The sequence below is a fragment of the Pseudomonas psychrophila genome, from assembly GCF_001043005.1.
GTDB classification, from domain to species: domain Bacteria; phylum Pseudomonadota; class Gammaproteobacteria; order Pseudomonadales; family Pseudomonadaceae; genus Aquipseudomonas; species Aquipseudomonas psychrophila.
In genome coordinates this window covers 515,925-537,521 of sequence record NZ_JYKZ01000001.1, presented here as the reverse complement: position 1 = coordinate 537,521, position 21,597 = coordinate 515,925, and the positions used below count along the sequence as shown (strand labels likewise).

General features: G+C 55.3%; 17 protein-coding genes and 4 tRNA genes. 17 read left to right on the top strand and 4 right to left on the bottom strand.

The genetic code is table 11. From position 1 onward, the window contains the following. Window positions 1-113 precede the first annotated feature (113 nt). Window positions 114-1,598 (top strand): 2-methylcitrate dehydratase, encoded by a 1,485-nt coding sequence (prpD, locus tag TU76_RS02535; protein ID WP_048351032.1) that lies wholly within the window; start codon window positions 114-116, stop codon window positions 1,596-1,598. A 72-nt stretch (window positions 1,599-1,670) separates the two neighbouring features. Here prpD and ppsR read toward each other — a convergent pair whose 3' ends face one another. Further along, on the bottom strand, window positions 1,671-2,489 hold the full coding sequence (ppsR, locus tag TU76_RS02530) for a posphoenolpyruvate synthetase regulatory kinase/phosphorylase PpsR (protein ID WP_019827678.1): 819 nt from the start codon (window positions 2,487-2,489) through the stop codon (window positions 1,671-1,673). A 176-nt stretch (window positions 2,490-2,665) separates the two neighbouring features. Between ppsR and ppsA the strand changes: the two genes are divergently transcribed. The 9 genes from ppsA (at window position 2,666) to TU76_RS02485 (ending at window position 11,917) form a co-directional block, all read left to right on the top strand. Then, entirely contained in the window at window positions 2,666-5,041 is a 2,376-nt protein-coding gene (gene ppsA / locus TU76_RS02525) for a phosphoenolpyruvate synthase (protein ID WP_019827677.1), read from the top strand. 102 nt (window positions 5,042-5,143) lie between these two features. Beyond that, window positions 5,144-6,088, top strand: coding sequence for an alpha/beta fold hydrolase (locus TU76_RS02520; RefSeq protein WP_046808720.1), 945 nt, complete (start codon window positions 5,144-5,146; stop codon window positions 6,086-6,088). Window positions 6,089-6,356: 268 nt separating this feature from the next. Further along, window positions 6,357-6,848 carry a ribonuclease E activity regulator RraA gene (gene rraA / locus TU76_RS02515; protein WP_019827675.1) on the top strand — a complete coding sequence of 164 codons (492 nt, stop codon included), beginning with the start codon at window positions 6,357-6,359 and terminating at the stop codon, window positions 6,846-6,848. Window positions 6,849-6,872: 24 nt separating this feature from the next. Then, window positions 6,873-7,868 (top strand): CorA family divalent cation transporter, encoded by a 996-nt coding sequence (locus tag TU76_RS02510; RefSeq protein ID WP_048351031.1) that lies wholly within the window; start codon window positions 6,873-6,875, stop codon window positions 7,866-7,868. Window positions 7,869-7,931: 63 nt separating this feature from the next. Beyond that, the gene (locus TU76_RS02505) at window positions 7,932-8,177 is read left to right on the top strand and encodes a hypothetical protein (RefSeq protein ID WP_019827671.1); all 246 of its coding nucleotides are present in this window, start codon (window positions 7,932-7,934) and stop codon (window positions 8,175-8,177) included. A gap of 2 nt (window positions 8,178-8,179) precedes the next feature. Further along, window positions 8,180-9,004, top strand: a complete 825-nt coding sequence (locus TU76_RS02500) for a mechanosensitive ion channel family protein (protein ID WP_019827669.1) — start codon at window positions 8,180-8,182, stop codon at window positions 9,002-9,004. A gap of 91 nt (window positions 9,005-9,095) precedes the next feature. Then, the gene (gene sigX, locus TU76_RS02495; RefSeq protein WP_029611289.1) at window positions 9,096-9,686 is read left to right on the top strand and encodes an RNA polymerase sigma factor SigX; all 591 of its coding nucleotides are present in this window, start codon (window positions 9,096-9,098) and stop codon (window positions 9,684-9,686) included. Window positions 9,687-9,791: 105 nt separating this feature from the next. Next, on the top strand, window positions 9,792-10,769 hold the full coding sequence (locus TU76_RS02490) for an OmpA family protein (protein ID WP_019827665.1): 978 nt from the start codon (window positions 9,792-9,794) through the stop codon (window positions 10,767-10,769). Window positions 10,770-10,891: 122 nt separating this feature from the next. Next, window positions 10,892-11,917: a quinone-dependent dihydroorotate dehydrogenase gene (locus TU76_RS02485; RefSeq protein ID WP_019827664.1), complete on the top strand. Its 1,026-nt coding sequence runs from the start codon at window positions 10,892-10,894 to the stop codon at window positions 11,915-11,917. 128 nt (window positions 11,918-12,045) lie between these two features. On the opposite strand, the gene rmf is transcribed toward TU76_RS02485, so the two are convergent. Next, on the bottom strand, window positions 12,046-12,261 hold the full coding sequence (rmf, locus tag TU76_RS24550) for a ribosome modulation factor (RefSeq protein WP_019827662.1): 216 nt from the start codon (window positions 12,259-12,261) through the stop codon (window positions 12,046-12,048). 540 nt (window positions 12,262-12,801) lie between these two features. Between rmf and rlmKL the strand changes: the two genes are divergently transcribed. After that, window positions 12,802-15,072: a bifunctional 23S rRNA (guanine(2069)-N(7))-methyltransferase RlmK/23S rRNA (guanine(2445)-N(2))-methyltransferase RlmL gene (rlmKL, locus tag TU76_RS02480; protein ID WP_046810528.1), complete on the top strand. Its 2,271-nt coding sequence runs from the start codon at window positions 12,802-12,804 to the stop codon at window positions 15,070-15,072. Window positions 15,073-15,257: 185 nt separating this feature from the next. Here the strand turns inward: rlmKL and dacB are convergent, their stop codons facing one another. Further along, window positions 15,258-16,724, bottom strand: a complete 1,467-nt coding sequence (gene dacB / locus TU76_RS02475) for a D-alanyl-D-alanine carboxypeptidase/D-alanyl-D-alanine endopeptidase (protein ID WP_019827658.1) — start codon at window positions 16,722-16,724, stop codon at window positions 15,258-15,260. Window positions 16,725-16,957: 233 nt separating this feature from the next. Here dacB and TU76_RS02470 point away from each other — a divergent pair, with 233 nt between their 5' ends. Beyond that, window positions 16,958-17,302: a YggL family protein gene (locus TU76_RS02470; protein WP_019827656.1), complete on the top strand. Its 345-nt coding sequence runs from the start codon at window positions 16,958-16,960 to the stop codon at window positions 17,300-17,302. 218 nt (window positions 17,303-17,520) lie between these two features. On the opposite strand, the gene TU76_RS02465 is transcribed toward TU76_RS02470, so the two are convergent. After that, complete coding sequence (locus TU76_RS02465) at window positions 17,521-18,279, bottom strand: hypothetical protein (protein ID WP_048351030.1); 759 nt, start codon at window positions 18,277-18,279, stop codon at window positions 17,521-17,523. A gap of 333 nt (window positions 18,280-18,612) precedes the next feature. On the opposite strand from TU76_RS02465, the gene TU76_RS02460 reads away from it, so the two are divergent. From TU76_RS02460 to TU76_RS02440, 5 genes are all read left to right on the top strand, one after another. Next, window positions 18,613-18,688: transfer RNA gene (locus tag TU76_RS02460), tRNA-Glu, on the top strand. A 2-nt stretch (window positions 18,689-18,690) separates the two neighbouring features. Then, window positions 18,691-18,766, top strand: a tRNA-Gly gene (locus TU76_RS02455). Between the two features lie 101 nt (window positions 18,767-18,867). Beyond that, window positions 18,868-18,943 (top strand) — tRNA-Glu (locus tag TU76_RS02450). Between the two features lie 5 nt (window positions 18,944-18,948). After that, window positions 18,949-19,024 (top strand) — tRNA-Gly (locus tag TU76_RS02445). A 226-nt stretch (window positions 19,025-19,250) separates the two neighbouring features. Then, on the top strand, window positions 19,251-21,077 hold the full coding sequence (locus TU76_RS02440) for a tyrosine-type recombinase/integrase (RefSeq protein ID WP_048351029.1): 1,827 nt from the start codon (window positions 19,251-19,253) through the stop codon (window positions 21,075-21,077). Window positions 21,078-21,597 lie beyond the last annotated feature (520 nt).

The window sequence follows — 21,597 nt, the reverse complement described above, 5'->3', positions numbered from 1 at the left end:
CCCGCTCCCGCTGATTGACATGTCTATTTCAGAGCAGGCATTCAGATCTGCCATGTAACGACCCTGACCCTGAGGATGGAACACGACACCTAACCACTCTTTGGAGGCACCCCATGAGCGCCAACGTCGACCTCAACAACCGCCCCGACTATGACCGGGTTTTGCAGGACATCGCCGATTATGTCCTGACCTACACCATCACCTCCCCCGAAGCGCTTAACACTGCGCGTAACTGCCTGATGGACACCCTGGGCTGCGGCCTGCTGGCGCTGCGTTTTCCGGAATGCACCAAGCACCTGGGGCCCATCGTCGAGGGCACCGTGGTGCCGTTTGGCGCTCGGGTACCGGGTACGTCGTATCGCCTCGACCCGGTCAAGGCAGCGTGGGATATCGGCTGCATCGTGCGTTGGCTGGATTACAACGACACCTGGCTGGCGGCTGAGTGGGGTCATCCTTCGGACAATCTGGGCGGCATCCTGGCAGTTGCCGATCACCTGTCGCAAAAGCGTATTGCCCATGGTGAGGCGCCGCTGACAGTGAGGGCTGTGCTTGACGCCATGATCATGGCCCATGAGATCCAGGGTGTGATTGCTCTGGAAAACTCCTTCAACCGTGTCGGCCTGGATCATGTGTTGCTGGTTAAAGTCGCTTCAACGGCGGTCTGTGCCAAGTTGATGGGGGCTAATCGTGAACAGCTGCTGTCGGCGTTATCCCACGCGTTTGTGGATGGTCAGGCGCTGCGTACCTATCGTCATGCACCCAATGCCGGGTCGCGAAAATCCTGGGCGGCAGGGGATGCGTCGAGCCGAGGCGTGCGCCTTGCCGATATTGCGCTGCGAGGCGAGATGGGTATTCCGGGTGTGCTGACGGCCCCGCAGTGGGGCTTTTATGATGTGCTGTTCAGCCATACCAACAAGGATCTGGCGCTCAAGCCCGAAGGCCGGCGTGAGTTCAGCCTGAGTCAGCCTTACGGCACTTATGTGATGGAGAACGTGCTGTTCAAGATCAGTTTTCCGGCTGAGTTTCATGCGCAAACCGCCTGCGAAGCGGCGGTGACGTTGCATCCTCAGGTCAAGGATCGCCTGCACGAAATCGATAAAATCGTGATTACCACCCACGAATCAGCGATTCGGATCATTTCCAAGCAGGGTAAATTGGCCAACGCGGCAGACCGTGATCACTGCATTCAATACATGACTGCCGTACCGCTGGCCTTTGGCAACCTGGTGGCCGAGCACTACGAGGACGACTTTCACGCCGCGCATCCGATCATCGATCAGTTGCGCGAAAAAATGGTAGTGATCGAAGATCCGCGCTACACACGCGAATACTTGGAGGCTGACAAGCGCTCGATTGCCAACGGGATTCAGGTGTTTTTCACCGATGGCACTCAGACCGGGCAAGTGGTGGTGGAGTACCCTATTGGTCATCGCCGGCGCAGGGCTGAAGGGATTCCATTGCTCGAAGACAAGTTCAAGGCCAATTTGGCGACGCGTTTTGTGGGTCAGCGTTGTGCCGATATTTTTGCGCTGTGCAAGGATCAGCCGCGGCTTGAAGCGATGCCGGTTAACCGGTTTGTGGACCTTCTGGTGCCTTGATGCATAACACTGCCCCTGTGGGAGCGAGCCTGCTCGTGAAAGCCTCCCACAGTGGTCATGTGTTTTGGCCGGTTACTTGAACCGCCGCTCCACGCCTTTTTCGACCAGAATCTTGGCCGAGATTTCCTCAACCGAGAAATGCGTGGAGTTGATGTGCGGGATGTTTTCGCGTTGGAACAAACGCTCGACTTCACGGACTTCAAACTCGCACTGGGCAAAACTGGAGTAGCGGCTGTTGGGCTTTCGCTCGTTGCGAATGGCGGTCAAGCGGTCCGGGTCGATGGTCAGGCCGAACAGCTTGTGTTTGTGTTCGCGCAGGGCTGCAGGCAGTTTGAGACTCTCCATGTCGTCATCGGTCAGCGGGTAGTTGGCCGCGCGGATGCCGAATTGCATGGCCATGTACAGGCAGGTAGGGGTTTTGCCGCAGCGCGACACGCCTACCAGAATCAAATCGGCCTTGTCGTATTTGTGGGTGCGGGCGCCGTCGTCGTTGTCGAGGGCGAAGTTCACCGCCTCGATTCGCTCCATGTAGTTGGAGTTATGACCAATGGAGTGGGATTTACCCACCGAATACGAGGAGTGCTCACCCAGCGCCTGCTCCAGTGGTGCCAGGAAGCTGGAGAAGATGTCGATCATGAAACCATTGGATGTGGCGAGGATCTCGCGAATGTCCTGATTGACGATAGTGTCGAAAATTATCGGGCTATAACCGTCTTTTTCGGCGGCGTTATCGATTTGTTGTACCATTGCCCGCGCTTTGTCCACGCTGTCTATGTAAGGGCGCGTGAACTTGCTGAAGGTCACATTTTCGAATTGAGCCAACAAACTTTGGCCCAAGGTTTCGGCAGTAATGCCCGTGCCATCGGAGATAAAGAAAGCAGATCGTTTCATTTGCGCCTGGGGCCTTAAGCTGGTGACGATTCTTGGATATGATAGGCGCGCTTTTGTCGCGCTACATGGCAGGCAGTGTCACTTATTTTCCGGGTCCAGGCCACAATCGCTGCGATGACTCATGATGAGTGTCCAGCGCCCTGAGCTTTTCCAACACAGTTAGTGGAGAGATCACCTTGGTAGAGTACGTAGTTTCCCTCGATAAGCTCGGCGTCCATGATGTAGAGCACGTAGGGGGCAAGAACGCATCCCTCGGCGAGATGATCAGTAATCTTGCAGGCGCTGGTGTTTCAGTTCCAGGTGGCTTCGCCACTACTTCTCAGGCATATCGTGATTTTCTAGAACTGAGTGGTTTGAACGATCAGATCCATGCAGCGCTGGATGCGCTCGATGTTGATGACGTTAATGCTCTGGCCAAGACCGGTGCCCAGATCCGTCAGTGGATCATGGAAGCCGAGTTCCCTGAGCAACTTAACGCCGAAATTCGTACCGCCTTTGCCGCTCTGTCCCAAGGCAACCCGGACATGGCCGTTGCCGTGCGTTCCTCGGCTACCGCCGAAGACTTGCCGGACGCGTCCTTTGCCGGCCAACAAGAAACTTTCCTGAACATCCGTGGCGTTGAGAACGTGATTCGTGCGGCCAAGGAGGTTTTTGCCTCCCTGTTCAACGATCGTGCGATTTCTTACCGTGTACACCAGGGCTTCGATCATAAACTGGTCGCCCTGTCGGCAGGCGTACAGCGCATGGTGCGGTCCGAAACCGGCACTGCAGGCGTGATGTTCACTCTGGACACCGAGTCGGGCTTTCGCGATGTAGTGTTCATCACTGGCGCCTACGGCCTGGGTGAAACCGTCGTACAAGGTGCGGTAAACCCGGATGAGTTCTACGTCCACAAGCAAACCCTCGAAGCCGGCCGCCCTGCGATTTTGCGTCGCAACCTGGGCAGCAAAGCCATCAAGATGATCTACGGCGAAGAAGCCTCTGCCGGTAAGTCGGTCAAGGTGATCGACGTTGATAAAGCCGACCGCGCACGCTTCTGCCTGACCGACGCTGAAGTGAGCGAACTGGCCAAGCAAGCGATGATTATCGAAAAGCACTACAAGTGCCCGATGGACATCGAATGGGCCAAAGACGGTGATGACGGCAAGCTGTACATCGTTCAGGCACGTCCTGAAACCGTGAAGAGCCGCAGCGCCGGCAATGTCATGGAGCGTTATCTGCTCAAGGAAACCGGAACAGTACTGGCCGAAGGCCGTGCCATTGGCCAGCGCATTGGTGCGGGTAAGGTTCGTATCATCAAAGACGTGTCTGAGATGGATAAAGTCCAGCCGGGCGACGTGTTGGTATCGGACATGACCGACCCGGACTGGGAACCCGTGATGAAGCGCGCCAGCGCCATCGTGACCAACCGTGGCGGTCGTACCTGCCATGCGGCGATCATTGCCCGCGAGCTGGGTATCCCGGCCGTTGTGGGTTGTGGCAACGCCACCCAGCTGCTGAAAGACGGTCAGGGCGTTACCGTATCGTGTGCCGAAGGTGATACCGGTTTTATCTTCGAAGGCGAGCTGGGCTTTGACATCAAGAAGAACTCCGTGGATGCCATGCCTGATCTGCCGTTCAAGATCATGATGAACGTCGGTAACCCGGATCGCGCCTTTGACTTCGCACAGCTGCCGAACGCCGGTGTGGGCCTTGCCCGTCTGGAATTCATCATCAACCGCATGATCGGTGTGCACCCTAAAGCGCTGCTGAATTACGATGGCCTGCCACAGGAAATCAAGGACAGCGTCGACAAACGCATCGCGGGCTATAGCGATCCAGTTGGTTTCTACGTAGAGAAACTGGTTGAAGGCATCAGCACGTTGGCTGGCGCGTTTACGCCGAAGAAAGTGATCGTGCGCCTGTCGGACTTCAAGTCCAATGAATACGCGAACCTGATCGGCGGCAAGCTGTACGAGCCGGAAGAAGAGAACCCGATGCTGGGCTTCCGCGGTGCTTCGCGTTACATCAGTGAAAACTTCCGCGACTGCTTTGAACTCGAATGCCGCGCTCTTAAGCGTGTACGCAACGAGATGGGCTTTACCAACGTCGAAATCATGGTGCCGTTCGTTCGTACCCTGGGTGAAGCGAGCCAGGTCATTGATCTGCTGGCTGAAAACGGCCTGAAGCGTGGCGAAAATGGCCTGCGCATCATCATGATGTGCGAGCTGCCGTCCAATGCCATTCTGGCTGAAGAATTCCTTGAGTTCTTTGACGGTTTCTCCATCGGCTCCAACGACCTGACTCAGTTGACCCTGGGCCTGGACCGTGACTCCGGTGTGATCGCGCATCTGTTTGACGAGCGTAACCCTGCCGTTAAAAAGCTGCTGTCCAACGCCATTCAAGCGTGCAACAAGGCTGGCAAATACATCGGTATTTGCGGTCAGGGCCCATCCGATCACCCGGACCTGGCGCTGTGGTTGATGGAGCAGGGCATTGAAAGTGTTTCCCTGAACCCGGATACCGTTCTGGAAACATGGTTCTTCCTGGCAGAAGGCCAAGCTCAGGCTTGAGTCGTTGAGCGAGGAGCAGGGTGGCCGTGAGGGCTGCTCTGCTCTTTATAGGCAGTAGGGCGAGTTCCTGTGTGAAGTCGCCCTTTTTTGTGCAAGAGCATTATGCAAAGCAGCAGTCTCCTTTTTCCCGTTGCCCTGATCAGCGCTGAGCGTCGGGGCGATCTGAGCGAAGATGTTTATCGCTTGAAACCCGCCAATAGCCCGGATATTTCCGTTGAACTGGTGGTTACTCGACTGGGTATGGCCGACGACAGCCAGGTGCGCGGTGTGCCGGTCATCCTGTTGCATGGCAGTTTTTCCAATCGGCGTTTCTGGTACTCACCCAAAGGCGTGGGGCTTGGGGCATATTTGGCCCGTGCCGGTTTTGATGTGTGGCTGCCAGAGATGCGTGGTCACGGCCTTTCGTCGCGCAATATTGCCTGGAGCAAGAACCGCGTGGCGGATTATGCCCGCTACGATTTACCCGCGATTGGGGCATTTGTTCGTGAGCAAAGCGGGCAAGTCCCGCACTGGATAGGACACTCCCAAGGCGCCATCAGTTTGGCCGCAGCCCTTGGTGGGCAGTACCTGAATGACGAGGACGTAGCGTCGGCGGCGTTTTTTGGTTGTCAGATCAATCGTCGTTATTGGTCATTGAAAATTCCGCCGGTGCAGTGGGGCGCTTATTTGTTGTTGAAGCGTTTTGCGCAATTGTCGGGTACGCGACTTAAGCGTGGCCCTGAGGATGAGCCTGTCAGCATTGCTCTGGAAGCCTTGCGCTGGAATGGTTTGATGGGGCGCTTCAAGGACGCTGAACGAGACTGGTGGGCTGGATTGGCAGAGGTCCAGGTCCCGACGCTGGTCGTGGCGGCTGTGGGCGATCGGCTAACACCGGAGTGGGCGTGTCGTAAATTGTTCGATCAGTTGGGCTCTGAGCAGCGCACGTTCGTGTCTCTGGGCACCGAGCACGGTTTTAGCTCTGACTTCAACCATGTCGAAATGCTGGTCAGCCAGCCTGCACAGAAGGAAGTCTGGCCATTGGTGCGTAATTGGCTGAGTGAGCGGTAGCGGTTGCTTCGCAGGCAGGAGTAACAGAAAACTTCAACCGTGGGAGCGAGCCTGCTCGCGAACGACTTTCGCGAGCAAGCTCGCTCCCACAGGGGTGGTTGATTTGTGACGCGATTGGCGAGCCGGGTCATATTTTGTTGCTTTAATCCAGGCAGGCTCTCATGGTGGGGCGCTGTCAATCTATAAGGCCAGCCCTTACCAAAGCGTCTATAACCATAGTGCTAACGTTGTTTTGATTGCTATGCCCACCCTGAACAGGAGCTTTCTCGTGAATCACTACATCACTCCCGATCTGTGCGATGCCTACCCTGAACTCGTGCAAGTGCTTGAACCAATGTTCAGCAACTTCGGCGGGCGCGACTCCTTTGGTGGCGAGATCGTGACCATCAAGTGTTTCGAGGACAACTCGCGCGTCAAGGAGCAGGCCGAACTCAACGGGCAGGGCAAAGTACTTGTGGTTGATGGCGGTGGTTCGCTGCGTCATGCCTTGCTGGGCGACATGATTGCCGAGAAAGCAGCGAAGAATGGTTGGGAAGGCATTGTGATTTACGGCTGTATCCGCGATGTGGATGTGCTCGCGCAAACCGACCTGGGCGTGCAGGCTTTGGCCAGTCATCCGCTCAAGAGCATCAGGCGCGGCGTGGGTGATGTGAATGTGCCGGTGACGTTTGCGGGTGTCACGTTCCGCCCCGGAGAATTCATTTATGCCGACAATAATGGCGTTATCATTTCGCCCACGGCTCTGAAAATACCGGGCTAAAGGCATTAACACTAAGGATCACGGATGTTCGAGGACGAAAACGCTCAATGGGGGCTGGTGCATGCACTGGTGCTGGATGGGGAAGGCGGTGCGCGTTCGATTGCGCGCACCGAGCTGAACGATCTGCAGTTGCAGGCCCACGAGAGCATCTGGTTGCACTGGGATCGCAGTCACCCGCAGACCCAGAGCTGGTTGCGTGATTCGAGCGGTTTAAGTGATTTCAGCTGTGACTTGTTGCTTGAAGAAAACACCCGTCCTCGTTTGGTGTCTGTTCCCAATAATGAACTGCTGCTCTTCATGCGCGGGGTCAACCTGAATCCTGGTGCAGAGCCTGAGGATATGGTTTCGCTGCGTATTTTCGGCAGTGCGCAGCGGGTGATCTCGCTGCGTATGCGTCCGCTTCGGGCCACTGACGAACTGCTCGGTGAGTTCTCCCAGGGCGAGGGCCCCAAAACCCCCTCTGAACTGATCCTTTATCTGGCACAACACCTGACGTTGAAGGTGCAGGATTTGATCGGAGATCTGTCAGAAATCGTCGATGATGAAGAAGATAAGATAGATGCCGACGAACGGTATACCCCTGACCATAATTCTATTTTGCAGATTCGTCGAAGGGCAGCTGCCTTGCGTCGTTTTCTGGCTCCGCAGAGGGATATTTTCGGTCAGCTCACGCGTATCAAATTACCGTGGTTTAGTGCCGATGATGCCGACTACTGGAACGAATTGAACAACAGCCTGACCCGCTATCTGGAAGAGCTTGAACTGACCCGCGAGCGCGTGGGGCTGGTGCTTGAGTCTGAAGACCGGCGTTTGAATGTGCGCATGAGTCGCATCATGTATCGCTTCGGTGTGCTTACCGGGATCTTTCTGCCGATCACGTTTATTACCGGTTTGCTGGGGATCAATGTGGGGGGCGTTCCGTTCTCCAATGACTCTTACGGCTTTGCGGTGACGTGCGGTGTGATGCTGCTCATCGGGGTGGGTCAGTGGTGGTTTTATCGCCGATTGCAGTGGCTGTGAGTGAGCCTGATGTGACCTCGATAAATGTGCCTTCGTCTTTTACTGACTTACCGAGAGGTGCTTATGCACGATCCGTTTGAACAGTCCTTACGTGAAATGCTCAAGGCTCCTACGTCCAATCGTGACGACGACGCCTGCCTGGGCCGAGTGCTGAAAACCGCCAACCGTCAGGTCGGTGCGGGTGATCTTTTCAGTCTGCTGGGGCGCTGGATGCAAGCACTGATGATTGCTTTGAATAGCGGTTCAGCTCATATTGCGCCCGTTTCGCGGCGCAAACCTGCTGCTCGCCCTGTTGATAAGGCTGATTGAACATGGAATTGAATGTCTGGACCCAGAGCCTGGTCGCGGCAATGACTGCCTTGTGGACTAAGATTGCGAACTTTATTCCCAACCTCTTCGGGGCGTTGGTGGTCGTACTGCTGGGCTTCGTGGTTGCAAAACTGCTCGACGCCTTGCTGTCCAAGCTCCTTGCCAAATTGGGCCTTGATCGCCTGATGGGTGGCACGGGCTTAACCAAAATTCTGGCGCGGGTCGGTATTCAGGTACCGATCTCGACGCTGATCGGCAAGATCGTGTATTGGTTCGTGCTGCTGGTGTTCCTGGTTTCCGCGGCCCAGTCGCTGGGCCTGGATCGTGTTTCATCAGCATTGGACCTGCTGACGGTGTATCTGCCCAAGGTGTTTGGTGCGCTGCTGGTCCTGCTGGCTGGCGTGCTGCTTGCGCAGGTGCTTAACGGTCTGGTTCGTGGTGCTGCCGAAAGTGTCGGTTTTGATTACGCTGGCGGGTTGGGTCGAGTGACTCAAGGTCTGGTCATTATCATCAGTATTTCGGTGGCCATCAGCCAACTGGAGGTCAAAACCGATCTCCTTAACCATGTCATTGTGATTGTGTTGATTACCGTTGGTCTGGCCATTGCCCTGGCAATGGGGCTGGGCAGCCGGGAAATCGCGGGGCAGATACTTGCCGGTATCTATGTGCGTGAGCTGTACCAGGTTGGGCAAGAAGTGCGTGTGGGCGAGGTTGAGGGGCAGATCGAAGAGATTGGCACGGTTAAAACCACGTTGCTGACCGATGAGGGTGAGCTAGTCTCCCTCTCTAATCGGATCTTGTTGGAGCAGCACGTAACCAGTCGCTGAGGCGGCAAACCCTGCTAATGTACGCCGCCGCAAAAAAGCCATGATTGATAGGCTGCGGCGGACATTGACCTGACTGCTGGCACAACTTGTTTTGAATAAAGCCCAATCGCTATCCATGCGCTACGACCCCCGCGAACTCTCTGATGAGGAGCTGGTGGCGCGCTCGCATGATGAGTTGTTTCACGTGACGCGCGCTTATGAAGAGCTGATGCGGCGCTATCAACGCACTTTGTTCAACGTTTGTTCAAGGTATTTAGGGAACGATAGGGACGCTGATGATGTCTGTCAGGAAGTAATGCTTAAAGTGTTGTACGGTTTGAAAAATTTCGAAGGGAAGTCGAAATTCAAAACATGGCTATATAGCATCACTTACAACGAATGCATCACACAGTATCGGAAGGAACGGCGAAAGCGTCGCTTGATGGACGCGTTGAGTATTGACCCCCTCGAGGAAGCGTCTGAAGAAAAGGCGCCGAAACCTGAGGAAAAGGGCGGACTTGATCGCTGGCTGGTGCATGTAAATCCGATTGATCGTGAAATTCTTGTGCTGCGTTTTGTCGCAGAACTGGAATTTCAGGAAATCGCGGACATAATGCATATGGGTTTGAGTGCGACAAAGATGCGTTACAAGCGTGCTCTAGATAAATTGCGTGAGAAATTTGCAGGCATTGCTGAAACTTAGTTCAGCGCAAATGGCTCTACGTGTAGGCAAGGTCTGATAGACTTGCCGCCGAGTTGTCCCCCGGTATGTGGGACTGCTTTACAATCACCAGATGGGATTTAACGGATGAAACTGAAAAACACCTTGGGCATTGCCATTGGTTCCTTTGTAGCCGCAACTTCGTTCGGTGCCCTGGCACAAGGCCAAGGCGCGGTCGAGGGTGAACTGTTCTACAAAAAACAGTACAACGACAGCGTCAAGCACGTAGAAGACGGCTACAACCCAGGCGCATCGATCGGTTACTTCCTGACCGACGACGTTTCGTTGAACCTGACCTACGACAAAACCAACCACACCCGTTCGAATGACGGCACTGGCCATCAGAAAATCAAAGGCGACAACTTTGGTCTGAACGCTCAGTACCACTTCGGCACCGTAGGCGACGCTCTGCGTCCATACGTTTCCGGCGGTGTTGCTCACAAGAGCATGACCAACGTGATCGCAGACGGCCACAGCGGTCGTGACCAGTCGACTTTCCTGACTGCAGGCGCTGGTGTTAAGTGGTACATCACTGACAACCTGTTTGCCCGTGCTGGCGTTGAAGCTGACTACAAACTGGACAACGGCAAGTGGGACTACGCTCCTACCGTTGGTCTGGGTGTGAACTTCGGCGGCAACGGCGGTAAAGTCGCTCCTGCTCCAGTTCCAGCTCCAGCACCAATCGCTGAGCCAGAACCAGAAGCTCCAATCGCTGAAGTTGTTCGCGTTGAACTTGACGTGAAATTCGACTTCGACAAATCCAACGTTAAGCCGCAGTACGCAGCTGATATCAACAACGTTGCTGATTTCATGAAGCAGTACCCTGCGACTACCACCACTGTTGCTGGTTACACTGACAGCGTTGGTACCGATGCCTACAACCAGAAACTGTCGCAGCGTCGTGCTGACGCCGTTCGTGCAGCTCTGGTTAACCAAGGTGTTGCAGCTAACCGTGTAGACGCTGTTGGTCACGGTAAAGCTAACCCAGTTGCAAGCAACGCAACTGCAGAAGGCCGTGAACTGAACCGTCGCGTAGAAGCTACCGTTCAAGCAGAAGCTAAGTAATTATTTAGCTCGGCTGTTCAGAAAAACCCGGCTTAGGCCGGGTTTTTCTTTGCCTGTGATTTAGCGGTCCGCGCAGCTATAATCGCGCACTCTTCAAGTAACCCTTTGAGTCCAATCAGCCCATGTATAACCTGGCCCGCCAGTTGCTCTTCAAACTCTCCCCTGAAACCTCTCACGATTTGTCCCTGGACTTGATCGGTGCGGGCGGCCGTCTTGGGCTCAACGGTTTGTTGTGCAAGGCGCCGGCAAGGCTGCCAGTGAAGGTCATGGGGCTCGATTTTCCGAATCCGGTCGGGCTGGCCGCAGGTCTGGACAAAAACGGTGCTGCGATTGATGGTTTTGCGCAGTTGGGCTTTGGTTTTGTCGAGATCGGTACGGTCACGCCACGACCTCAGCCAGGCAATCCCAAGCCACGAATTTTTCGGTTGCCTGAAGCGCAGGCAATCATCAACCGCATGGGGTTTAACAACCTAGGGGTTGATCATTTGCTGACGCGGGTTCAGGCGGCCAAGTACACCGGTATTCTTGGGATCAATATCGGCAAGAACTTCGACACGCCGGTCGAGCGTGCGGTCGATGATTACCTGATTTGCCTGGACAAGGTGTATGCCCACGCCAGCTACGTCACCGTGAACGTGAGTTCGCCCAACACTCCTGGCCTGCGCAGTCTGCAATTTGGTGATTCGCTCAAACAGTTGCTCGAAGCCCTACAGTTGCGTCAGAACGAACTGACACAGCGCCACGGTAAGCGCGTTCCACTGGCCATCAAGATCGCCCCTGACATGACCGACGAAGAAACCGTGCTCGTGGCTCAGGCGCTGCTAGAGACGGGTATGGACGCAGTCATTGCGACCAACACGACCCTGAGTCGGGTCGGTGTCGAAGGCATGGAGCATGGTGACGAGGCCGGTGGCCTGTCGGGCGCCCCGGTGCGTGACAAGAGTACCCATACGGTCAAGGTGCTGGCAGGTGAACTGGCAGGCCGTATGCCAATCATCGCTGCGGGCGGGATCACCGAAGGCAAGTACGCGGCTGAGAAAATCGCTGCGGGTGCGAGCCTGGTGCAGCTCTACTCGGGTTTCATCTACAAGGGCCCGGCCTTGATTCGCGAATCGGTAGATGCCATTTCTGCCTTGGCGCGTTCATAAGTCATCGCATCAACCGGAAGGCATTAAAAAGGGCTCCCTAGGGAGCCCTTGGGCCGAAGCCCGCCGCCTGGATAGGACGGCATGGTTAAGTCATTGCATCTTCGAGGTGATGTCGGATTTGCCCAGAGTTAGCCGACGGCGTGAAGTTCGTTGAGTCTGTGGATGCCCGCAGTGCCAGTCATACCGTCCCAGTTGTCGCCGCGTCCTTCGCGCCAGCCGTTAATCCAGGCTTGGCGTACCGACGGTAGAGTAAAAGGGCAAAGCTCGCGGGATTTCCCATGAACACCGTATTGATATCCGCGTAAGAAAGCTTTTTCCAACGGATCACGCTTAAGTCTTCTCATAGGGTAGTGCCCTCACTTGTTGACTGTTTTATTTAGCGTCGACCTTCTGAAGGTCGGGGCAGAGTGTTCTGCCGTTGGTGTGCTCGCTGCCGGCGTGGCGAGCATTTTGTTGTGGCCTGTGCGGCCATAACCTGTGTTGAGTTCTAACCAATGCGCCAAGGCGTGTGAATGATCGTTTTGTCATAAGGACGTAACGATAATGGTGTTATGGCCATAAGTAAGGTCGCTTTTTCACTGCGAAATACGACCAAAGCCTGACAGGACGAGAGTTTACAAAGATGATGCGTTTCATTCTCTGCTGCGAATACCCCCCTGTTTTACTGGGGCACTATTCGACGAAGGGTCTGAGTATGACCAGTTGTTTCTCGATGAATGACCTGCCCTTGCGTCTAAACTCTTCGTGCCTAAGTGCACGAATAACGCCTCGGTGGAACGGCACAGTTTCGTGCCACACGAGCGCTCTTCAAGAAAAGCGCTTGATTGAAAACGGAGCAGGCAATGCGTTGCCTCTTCACTGATAGCTAAAAGCTCAGGAATCCCATGTCGGATCGTTACGAACTCTTCCTTACCTGCCCTAAAGGCCTTGAAGGCCTTCTCCTCGAAGAGGCCACCGGCCTTGGCCTTGAGGAAGCTCGCGAGCATACCTCGGCCATTCGTGGCATGGCAGATATGGAAACTGCCTACCGCTTGTGTCTGTGGTCGCGCCTTGCCAACCGTGTACTGCTGGTGCTTAAGCGCTTTCCGATGAAAGATGCGGAAGACCTGTATCACGGCGTTCTGGACATCGACTGGCATGACCACATGGTCCCGGATGGCACTCTGGCTGTTGAATTCAGCGGTCATGGTTCAGGCATCGACAACACGCACTTCGGCGCCTTGAAAGTAAAAGACGCCATCGTCGACAAGCTGCGTACGCCGTCTGGCGAGCGTCCGTCCATCGACAAGATCAGCCCGGACATGCGCATCCATCTGCGCCTGGACCGTGGCGAAGCCATTCTGTCCCTGGACCTGTCGGGTCACAGCTTGCACCAGCGCGGCTACCGTCTGCAGCAAGGTGCTGCACCGCTCAAAGAAAACCTTGCAGCAGCCATTCTCATTCGTTCGGGCTGGCCGCGTCTGGCTGCCGAAGGTGCCGCCCTGGCTGACCCGATGTGTGGTGTGGGTACGTTCCTGGTTGAAGGCGCAATGATCGCTGCCGACATGGCGCCCAACCTGAATCGCATTCACTGGGGTTTTGATGCCTGGCTGGGGCACGTGCCGGCGATCTGGAAAAAACTTCACCAGGAAGCCACTGAGCGTGCAGAGGCCGGTATGGCCAAGCCGCCACTGTGGATTCGTGGTTATGAAGCCGACCCGCGTCTGATCCAGCCTGCGCGCAATAACATCGAGCGTGCAGGCTTGAGCCACTGGATCAAGATTTACCAGGGCGAAGTCGCGACCTTCGAGCCGCGTCCGGATCAAAACCAGAAAGGCCTGGTGATCTGTAACCCTCCGTACGGCGAGCGTCTGGGTGACGAGGCGAGCTTGCTCTACCTCTACCAGAACCTGGGTGAGCGTCTGCGTCAGGCCTGCTTGAACTGGGAGGCTGCGGTGTTCACCGGTGCCCCGGATCTGGGCAAGCGCATGGGTATCCGCAGCCACAAGCAGTACTCGTTCTGGAACGGCGCCTTGCCGTGCAAGTTGCTGTTGATCAAGGTTGTGCCTGATCAGTTCGTGACGGGTGAGCGACGTACGCCTGAGCAGCGTCAGATTGATCGTGAGCAGGCCGAATCCGATCTGCCGTCGAACATTGAAGCGCCAGGCAAGTACGAGAAGTTCAACAAGAACGGTAACCCGATCAAGCCGGTGCCGGTGGTGATTGAGCAGCCGCGCTTGAGCGAAGGCGGGCAGATGTTTGCCAACCGTCTGCAAAAGAACGTCAAGGCGCTGAGCAAGTGGGTCAAGCGCGAAGGCATCGATTGCTACCGTGTTTATGACGCCGATATGCCTGAGTATTCGATGGCTATCGACCTGTACCACGACTGGGTTCACGTCCAGGAATACGTGGCACCGAAGTCCATCGACCCGGAAAAAGCCTCGGCACGCATGTTCGATGCCCTGGCGGCCATTCCGCAGGCGCTGAACATCGACAAGAGTCGTGTGATCGTCAAGCGTCGTGAGCGTCAGAGCGGCACCAAGCAGTACGAACGTCAAAGTGCCCAGGGCAAGTTCACCGAGGTCAATGAAGGCGGCGTGAAGCTGCTGGTGAACCTCACGGACTACCTGGATACGGGTCTGTTCCTGGATCACCGCCCGATGCGCATGCGCATTCAGAAAGAGGCGGCCGGCAAGCGCTTCCTCAACCTGTACTGCTACACCGCAACTGCCAGCGTACATGCGGCCAAGGGCGGTGCGCGCAGCACCACCAGCGTTGACTTGTCCAAGACCTATCTGGACTGGGCGCGCCGCAACCTGTCTCTGAACGGATTCTCTGACAAGAACCGTCTTGAGCAGGGTGATGTAATGGTGTGGCTGGATGCCAGTCGTGAAGAATACGACCTGATCTTTATTGATCCGCCGACCTTCTCCAACTCCAAGCGCATGGAAGGTATCTTCGATGTGCAGCGCGATCACGTGCAGTTGCTGGATCTGGCCATGGCGCGTCTGGCGCCGGGTGGGGTTCTGTACTTCTCGAACAACTTCCGCAAATTCATCCTCGATGAAAATCTGGAAGCGCGTTATGCCGTTGAAGAAATAACCGCCAGCACCATTGATCCGGACTTTGCCCGCAACAGCAAAATCCACCGTGCCTGGAAAATCATGGCCCGTTAATAGCGACTGTGTACTGGCCTGCCTGCTTCTTGCAGGGGTGGGCCTGTAGTGGGAGCGAGCCTGCTCGCGATGGCACCTGCGCAGTTTTGCGACTGACCGGGTCGCCTGCTTCGCGAGCAGGCTCGCTCCCACAATAAAAAACGCCCCTGATTATGCGATCAGGGGCGTTTTTTTATTGTGGGATTTTATTGTGCGATGGAAACCGTGGTATTGGCGAGTGGAGGCTGGCGATACAGGTCGAGTAGCACCTGATCGAGAATCGCCGAGGCGCCCCACGGGCGAGGGTCGTTGAGGATGGCGACCACAGCCCAGGTGTTGCCGTTGCTGTCGCGGCTAAACCCGGAAATGGCACGCACGGTATTGAGCGTGCCGGTCTTGATATGAGCTTGACCGTTCATGGCTGTGGTTTTCAAGCGCTTGCGCATGGTGCCGTCTTTGCCGGCAATCGGCATGGAGCTGATGAACTCGGCAGCGTATGGGCTTTGCCAGGCGGCCTGGAGCATCTGTGCCATTTCACGTGCGCTCACGCGTTCGGCACGGGACAAGCCGGAGCCGTTTTCCATGACCAGGTGCGGTGCGGTGATGCCTTTCTTGGCCAGCCATTGGCGCACAACTCGCTGTGCGGCCTTGGCATCGTCACCGTCGGCGTCGTTGCGGAACTGAGCGCCCAGGCTCAGGAACAACTGCTGGGCCATGGTGTTGTTGCTGTACTTGTTAATGTCGCGAATGATTTCGGCCAGATCCGGAGAAAATGCCCGTGCCAGCAGTTTGGAGTTTTTCGGCACGCTGGCCTGACGGTCCTGGCCCTGAATGCTGCCGCCCAGCTCTTTCCAGATGGCGCGTACAGCGCCTGCGGTGTAGGTCGCGTGATCAAGCAGGGACAGGTACGTCTGCGAGTTGCAGCCATCGGCCAGTTGCCCGCTAACAGTAACGAGTACCGAGCCGTCTGCTTGCGGGACCGGGTTGTAGCGCACATCGCCAGTACATTGTTTAGCGTTGATGGCCTTGACCTGATTGTCGATCTTGATGCTCGCAATCGGAGGTTCCACCGAGATCAGGACCTTGCCGCCGTCGTTTCGTGCTACGAAGCGCAAGGCTTTCAGGTTGACCAGCAGCGAGTCGGGCTTGACCAGGAAGGGTTTGTTTTTGTCATTGCCGTCGTCGTTGAACACGGGGAGTTGAGGTTGATTGAAGAAGTTGCGATCAAGTACCAGGTCGCCGGTGACCTGTTGCACGCCATTGGCGCGCAAGTCGCGCATCAATAGCCAGAGCTTTTCCATGTTCAGCTTGGGGTCGCCGCCGCCTTTCAGGTAGAGGTTGCCTTGCAAGATGCCGTTGTTCAGGGTGCCGTCGGTGTAGAACTCGGTTTTCCACTGATGGGTCGGACCGAGCATTTCGAGGGCGGCGTACGTGGTCACCAGTTTCATGGTGGAGGCCGGGTTCATGGAGACGTCGGCATTGAATACGGTGGGAATGCCGGGGCCATTGAGCGGTAGAAGAACCAGCGACAGTGCGTCGTTCTGCAGTTTGTTGGTCTTGAGTGCTTGTTGAACCTTGGGCGAAAGCGTTGTGTTGACGGGGGCGGCGTTGGCGCCGAAGGCCAGTGGCAGAAAAAAGCTGGCAAGAAGCAATGGCCGTAAAGATTTGATCATAAGAAGTAAAACCCTGCAGGCGAGGGAGAAAAAATACGAGGGATGATGGAAAGTTCCCTCAATGGTCGTAAAAGTGTTGGCATTATGCCCCAAGGTTGTTGGGCTTGTGCATCCACCTGTAACAGGGTTTGGCTGATTAAGTATAGAAAACGATGAACCGTTCACACGGAACCGGGCAAGCGTTGCCTTAAGCTGCTAAAGTGCCGCCCGTTATTACTTAAGAGGATTGTTCAATGGCTACTAATCGTTCCCAGCGTCTGCGCAAAAAACTGTGCGTTGATGAATTTCAGGAGTTGGGTTTTGAGCTGAACCTGGATTTCAAAGAAGACCTGTCGGAAGAGGCTATCGATGCATTCCTGGCAGACTTCCTGGCGCAAGCCATGGAAGCTAACGGCCTGGGTTATGTTGGCGGCGACGACTACGGTCTGGTTTGCCTGCAGAAGCGCGGCTCGGTCAGCGAAGAACAGCGTGCAGCTGTTGAATCCTGGTTGAAAGCGCGCCCAGAGCTGAGCAGCGTTGAAGTTAGCCCGCTGTTGGACGTGTGGTACCCGGAAAAGCCAATCAATCCGGTAGCCTGACGTCAAACGCAAAGGCGGCCCGAGCGGCTGCCTTTGTGTGTTACGCCCTCTGACCCGTCTCGGGTTTTGCAGCACATCCTTCCACTTTATTGCCCGCACTGATCTGCGTGATTTTTCGTGGGTGCCATTAACGTGTTCGGTCAGACACGTCGCGTCGCTTTTTATCGCGAGCAAGCCCACTCCCACAAGAGCGGTATTGAACACTCATTTTGGGTGCCTCAGTCGTAAATGGCTTTCTTCTTCCAGTCAGCATCCGCTTCGTCGGTTTTCAAGCCTTCAGTCAGTTCATTGACTTCGCCCGTTGACGGCTCTAGGGCGTTCAGCACTTGTGCGTTGGCGCGTGCAAGTTGTGCCTCGAAATCCTTGATCTGCGCGTTATACATGGCGGGCACCGGCTGTTTGCGCAAGTACTGTACAGCGCGCTCAAAGGCCAGGCGCGCCTGCGCAGGCTGATTCTTTTGCAGGGCGAGTTTGCCCAGGTTATTGAAGAATTCGATATGTAGCACGACCAGCAAGTGGCGAATCTCTTTGATCCACTGCTTGGCTTCATTGGTGGGCAAAAAGCCGTCTTTGGCGGCACGGGTAATTTGGCCGTGCAGTGTTTCAAGCAAAAAGCGTACGTCTTTGGCTTTTGCTTCTGTCAGTACAGGGTTGGGCGGGTTGTTAACCGGGATCGACTCGCCTTTAGCTATCAGCCCGTTGAGCTCTGCTACTTGCGCCTTTAAAGCCGTGCTGGATTTTTGCAGGAGTAACAGGCGTTGCGTGGCGTTGAGCTCAAGGCGTGTGAGCAGCAGCTTGAGGCCTGGGGTCATCAGCTGGCCGGGAAAGGTTTCGTTTACTTCGCTGCAGCGACGTATGCGATCGTTGAGCTCGACTTTGAGGCGCGCTTTTTCCAGTTTGTTGTTTTCAACTACATGGTTCATGTAGACGATAGCGATCAGTAGTGCGATCCCGACAACGACAAGCAGGGCGATCATGGAGGGCGTCAACGTTAAAACCTCTTGTGGGTGTGGATGCGCTGTCTCGGTGAGGTCGGCGTGCCTGGCTATATAAAGAGGCTAAAGATCGACAGGCAGCAAACTGCCATCACTGAGGTCGAGCCATCATAACCTCCTTGTAGGGTGACGGAATATAGGCGTCAGGAGCTGGGCGACATACTGCGTAGGAAAGCGCCGAGAGAAGAGGGAAGTCATTGATTTCAATATATTTTCATATTGGGGTTGACGACTTTCAAATCCATCCCTAGAATGCGCGCCAATTGCAGCGTAAAGCGAACAGCTAAACGCATGTAACCAGTGAAGTTGTAGCGTGTCCCCTTCGTCTAGTGGCCTAGGACACCGCCCTTTCACGGCGGTAACAGGGGTTCGAGTCCCCTAGGGGACGCCATTGCGGGAATAGCTCAGTTGGTAGAGCACGACCTTGCCAAGGTCGGGGTCGCGAGTTCGAGTCTCGTTTCCCGCTCCATTTTTAAGCAGCTTCGCTTTCGGGCGGGGTTGAGTGAAAGCCAAGACATTAGCGTTTGTTAGTGATCTGGCACTGAAATGTACGTGTACATTTCGGGCAACGTCCCCTTCGTCTAGTGGCCTAGGACACCGCCCTTTCACGGCGGTAACAGGGGTTCGAGTCCCCTAGGGGACGCCATTATTGCGGGAATAGCTCAGTTGGTAGAGCACGACCTTGCCAAGGTCGGGGTCGCGAGTTCGAGTCTCGTTTCCCGCTCCAATTTATGATCTACAGACATCCACTGACGTCTGTAAGTCGTTGAAATCAGGACCTTCGGGTCCTTTTTTCGTTCCAGCGCGGTCCACTGAAATCCACGGGTATCCAGGACGTTTTAGTCCATTTTTTAGTCCATCTATCCGGGAGTACTGCGTTCCGTATTGTTGCTGGGATGGAGCGGTAAGTGAGAAGAGGATCTAGCTCTAACGCAACGTTAGGAGCTGGAAACATGGCACTCTCAGACGCAACCGTTCGCCACGCCAGGAGGACTGGCAAGGCATACACTCTGGGCGATCTTGATGGCCTCTCCCTGGCTGTCTCAGAGCAAGGCGGCCGATCTTGGCACTTTCGCTACTGCTGGGCCGGTAAACAAAAGCGCATGTCGCTAGGGACTTATCCTGAGGTTAGTCTCAAGGAGGCCAGGGCCGTCAGAGACCAGGCGCGAGCTCTGCTGGCAAAGGGCACCAATCCGAAACTCGATCGCAAACAAAAACGGCGCGCTGTCCGCTTGGCGGATGAGAACAGCTTCAAGGCTGTCTTTGTCATGTGGCTTGAACACCGCAAGCTTGAACTGAAGGAAGGTCGTAACAGTACCCTGTCGCAAATTATGCGCATCTTCGATAGGGATGTGATGCCAAGCCTGGGCAAGATGCCTATCTACGAGATTCGTCGTAGTGATCTGCTGGATGTCCTGGCCAGGATTGAACAGCGCAAAGCTCACACGACGGCCGAAAAAGTACGGACCTGGTTCAATCAGTTGTTCCGGTATGCCATGGTGAAAGTGGACGGGCTGGAAAGCAATCCAGCCTCTGATCTGGATGTGGTCGCTGTTCCCAAGCCACCGGTCATCCATAACCCCTTCCTGCGCCTTCCCGAACTGCCGGAACTTTTACAGAGGGTGAGGCGCTACCGCGGAGCGATCACTACGCAACTCGGTATTCGCCTGTTATTCCTGACCGGCGTACGTACGGGTGAACTGCGTCTGGCGACACCTGACCAATTTGACATTGAGCAGGGCATGTGGATCATCCCACCCGAAGTGGTCAAGCAACTTCAGCTCGATATGCGCAAGAAAGGCAAGCGTCCTCAGGATATCCCTCCGTACATCGTACCGCTGTCCGTTCAGGCTAAGGAGATCGTTGATTATCTGCTTGAGCAGATGAAACCCGCTCAGCGCTATCTGCTCTCGCACCGTGGCGAGCTGAAAAAACGTATCAGCGAGAACACTCTCAACTATGCTTTGACGCGGATAGGCTACAAGGACCTGCTCACCGGGCATGGTATTCGCGGAACCATCTCGACAGCCCTCAATGAATTCGGTTATCCCAAAATCTGGATCGACGCACAGTTATCGCACAGTGACCCGAATCAGGTTAGTGCAGCCTACAACCATGCTATGTATGTCGAGCCCCGGCGCAAGATGATGCAGGATTGGGCGGATCGACTAGACCTCCTCGAGCAAGGTGAGATGATCGCGGCGAGCAGTCATCTGACGATCCGTTTCGACGGCATGCCTCTTCTCGGGGATAGCGACAATCCATTCGACAGCCCGAAGAACGCCCCGATGACCGCTGGCATTCTGCCGGTTATGGCCGGTGAGCCGATGTACCGCCTGCCAGCGGTTCCCCCAAAACCATCCCCTGAGCCGGTTGTCGAAGTGGCCATTTCGGAGCTGCAACGCGAACGCATGGAAATGATCAACGCCTTTGAGGCACCCGATAACCTGCCGGTGGTGCAGTTTGCGCGGTTAGCTGGTAAATCACGCGACCAGATTAACCGTGAGATCAAGGCGGGCAAGCTCCTGACGCTGAGCATCGGAAACCGTGGCCAGCGCATCCCCGAGTGGCAGCTTGACCCGGTCAAGGCGAGGTTGGTACAAGGTGTCATTAAGAGGCTTTCGTGTGTGGATTCTTGGCAGTTGTATCGAGAGCTGATGCAGCACGATAGATCACTGGAAGGTTCAGCCGTTAAAAAAGTATCGGCTGCAAATTTGAATAAGATTACAGAATTACTGTGTTTCAAACTTGAAAGCCAGGGCAAACAGGAAATAGTGTAAGAGTCGGTGTCCAATGACCTTGTGCGCAAGGACCGCTCTTTGCCTCGAAGACCTTAAAGGGGATAGGCTGGTAGAATTGATAGGCTCGGAGTATGAGTGTCTCGGCATTTAGATTCCTCATGCTGCAGCTGGGTAACGCTTGAAGGTACCGACAGTTGCAGCGTGGTTGGGCTATGTTAATTAGGGCTACTTCGAGATTTCACGGTTGTTTAGGGGAGCTCTGAAAAAGTCACTCAGCAGCCGATAATGATAGATGAAGCGAGCGCTCTCCTCTTCAAAATGTATAGAAAGTAACTTTAATGGGTCCGGTCTTTGAGAGGCTGCGCTAGGCATGCCGCTCTGACATAGATACTAGGAGTTAGACGACGGTGGGGGCTTAGGGGTGAAAATTCTTAAGCGTTAACAGGGAGGAGTTAAGTGTAAGGAAGAGTATTGGAGTGTAGCGTTCTCTGGGCTGCTCAATCGATTTGGTAAATAAACCGATACTACTGGTGCTGACTGAAAGGTCATACTGAATTAA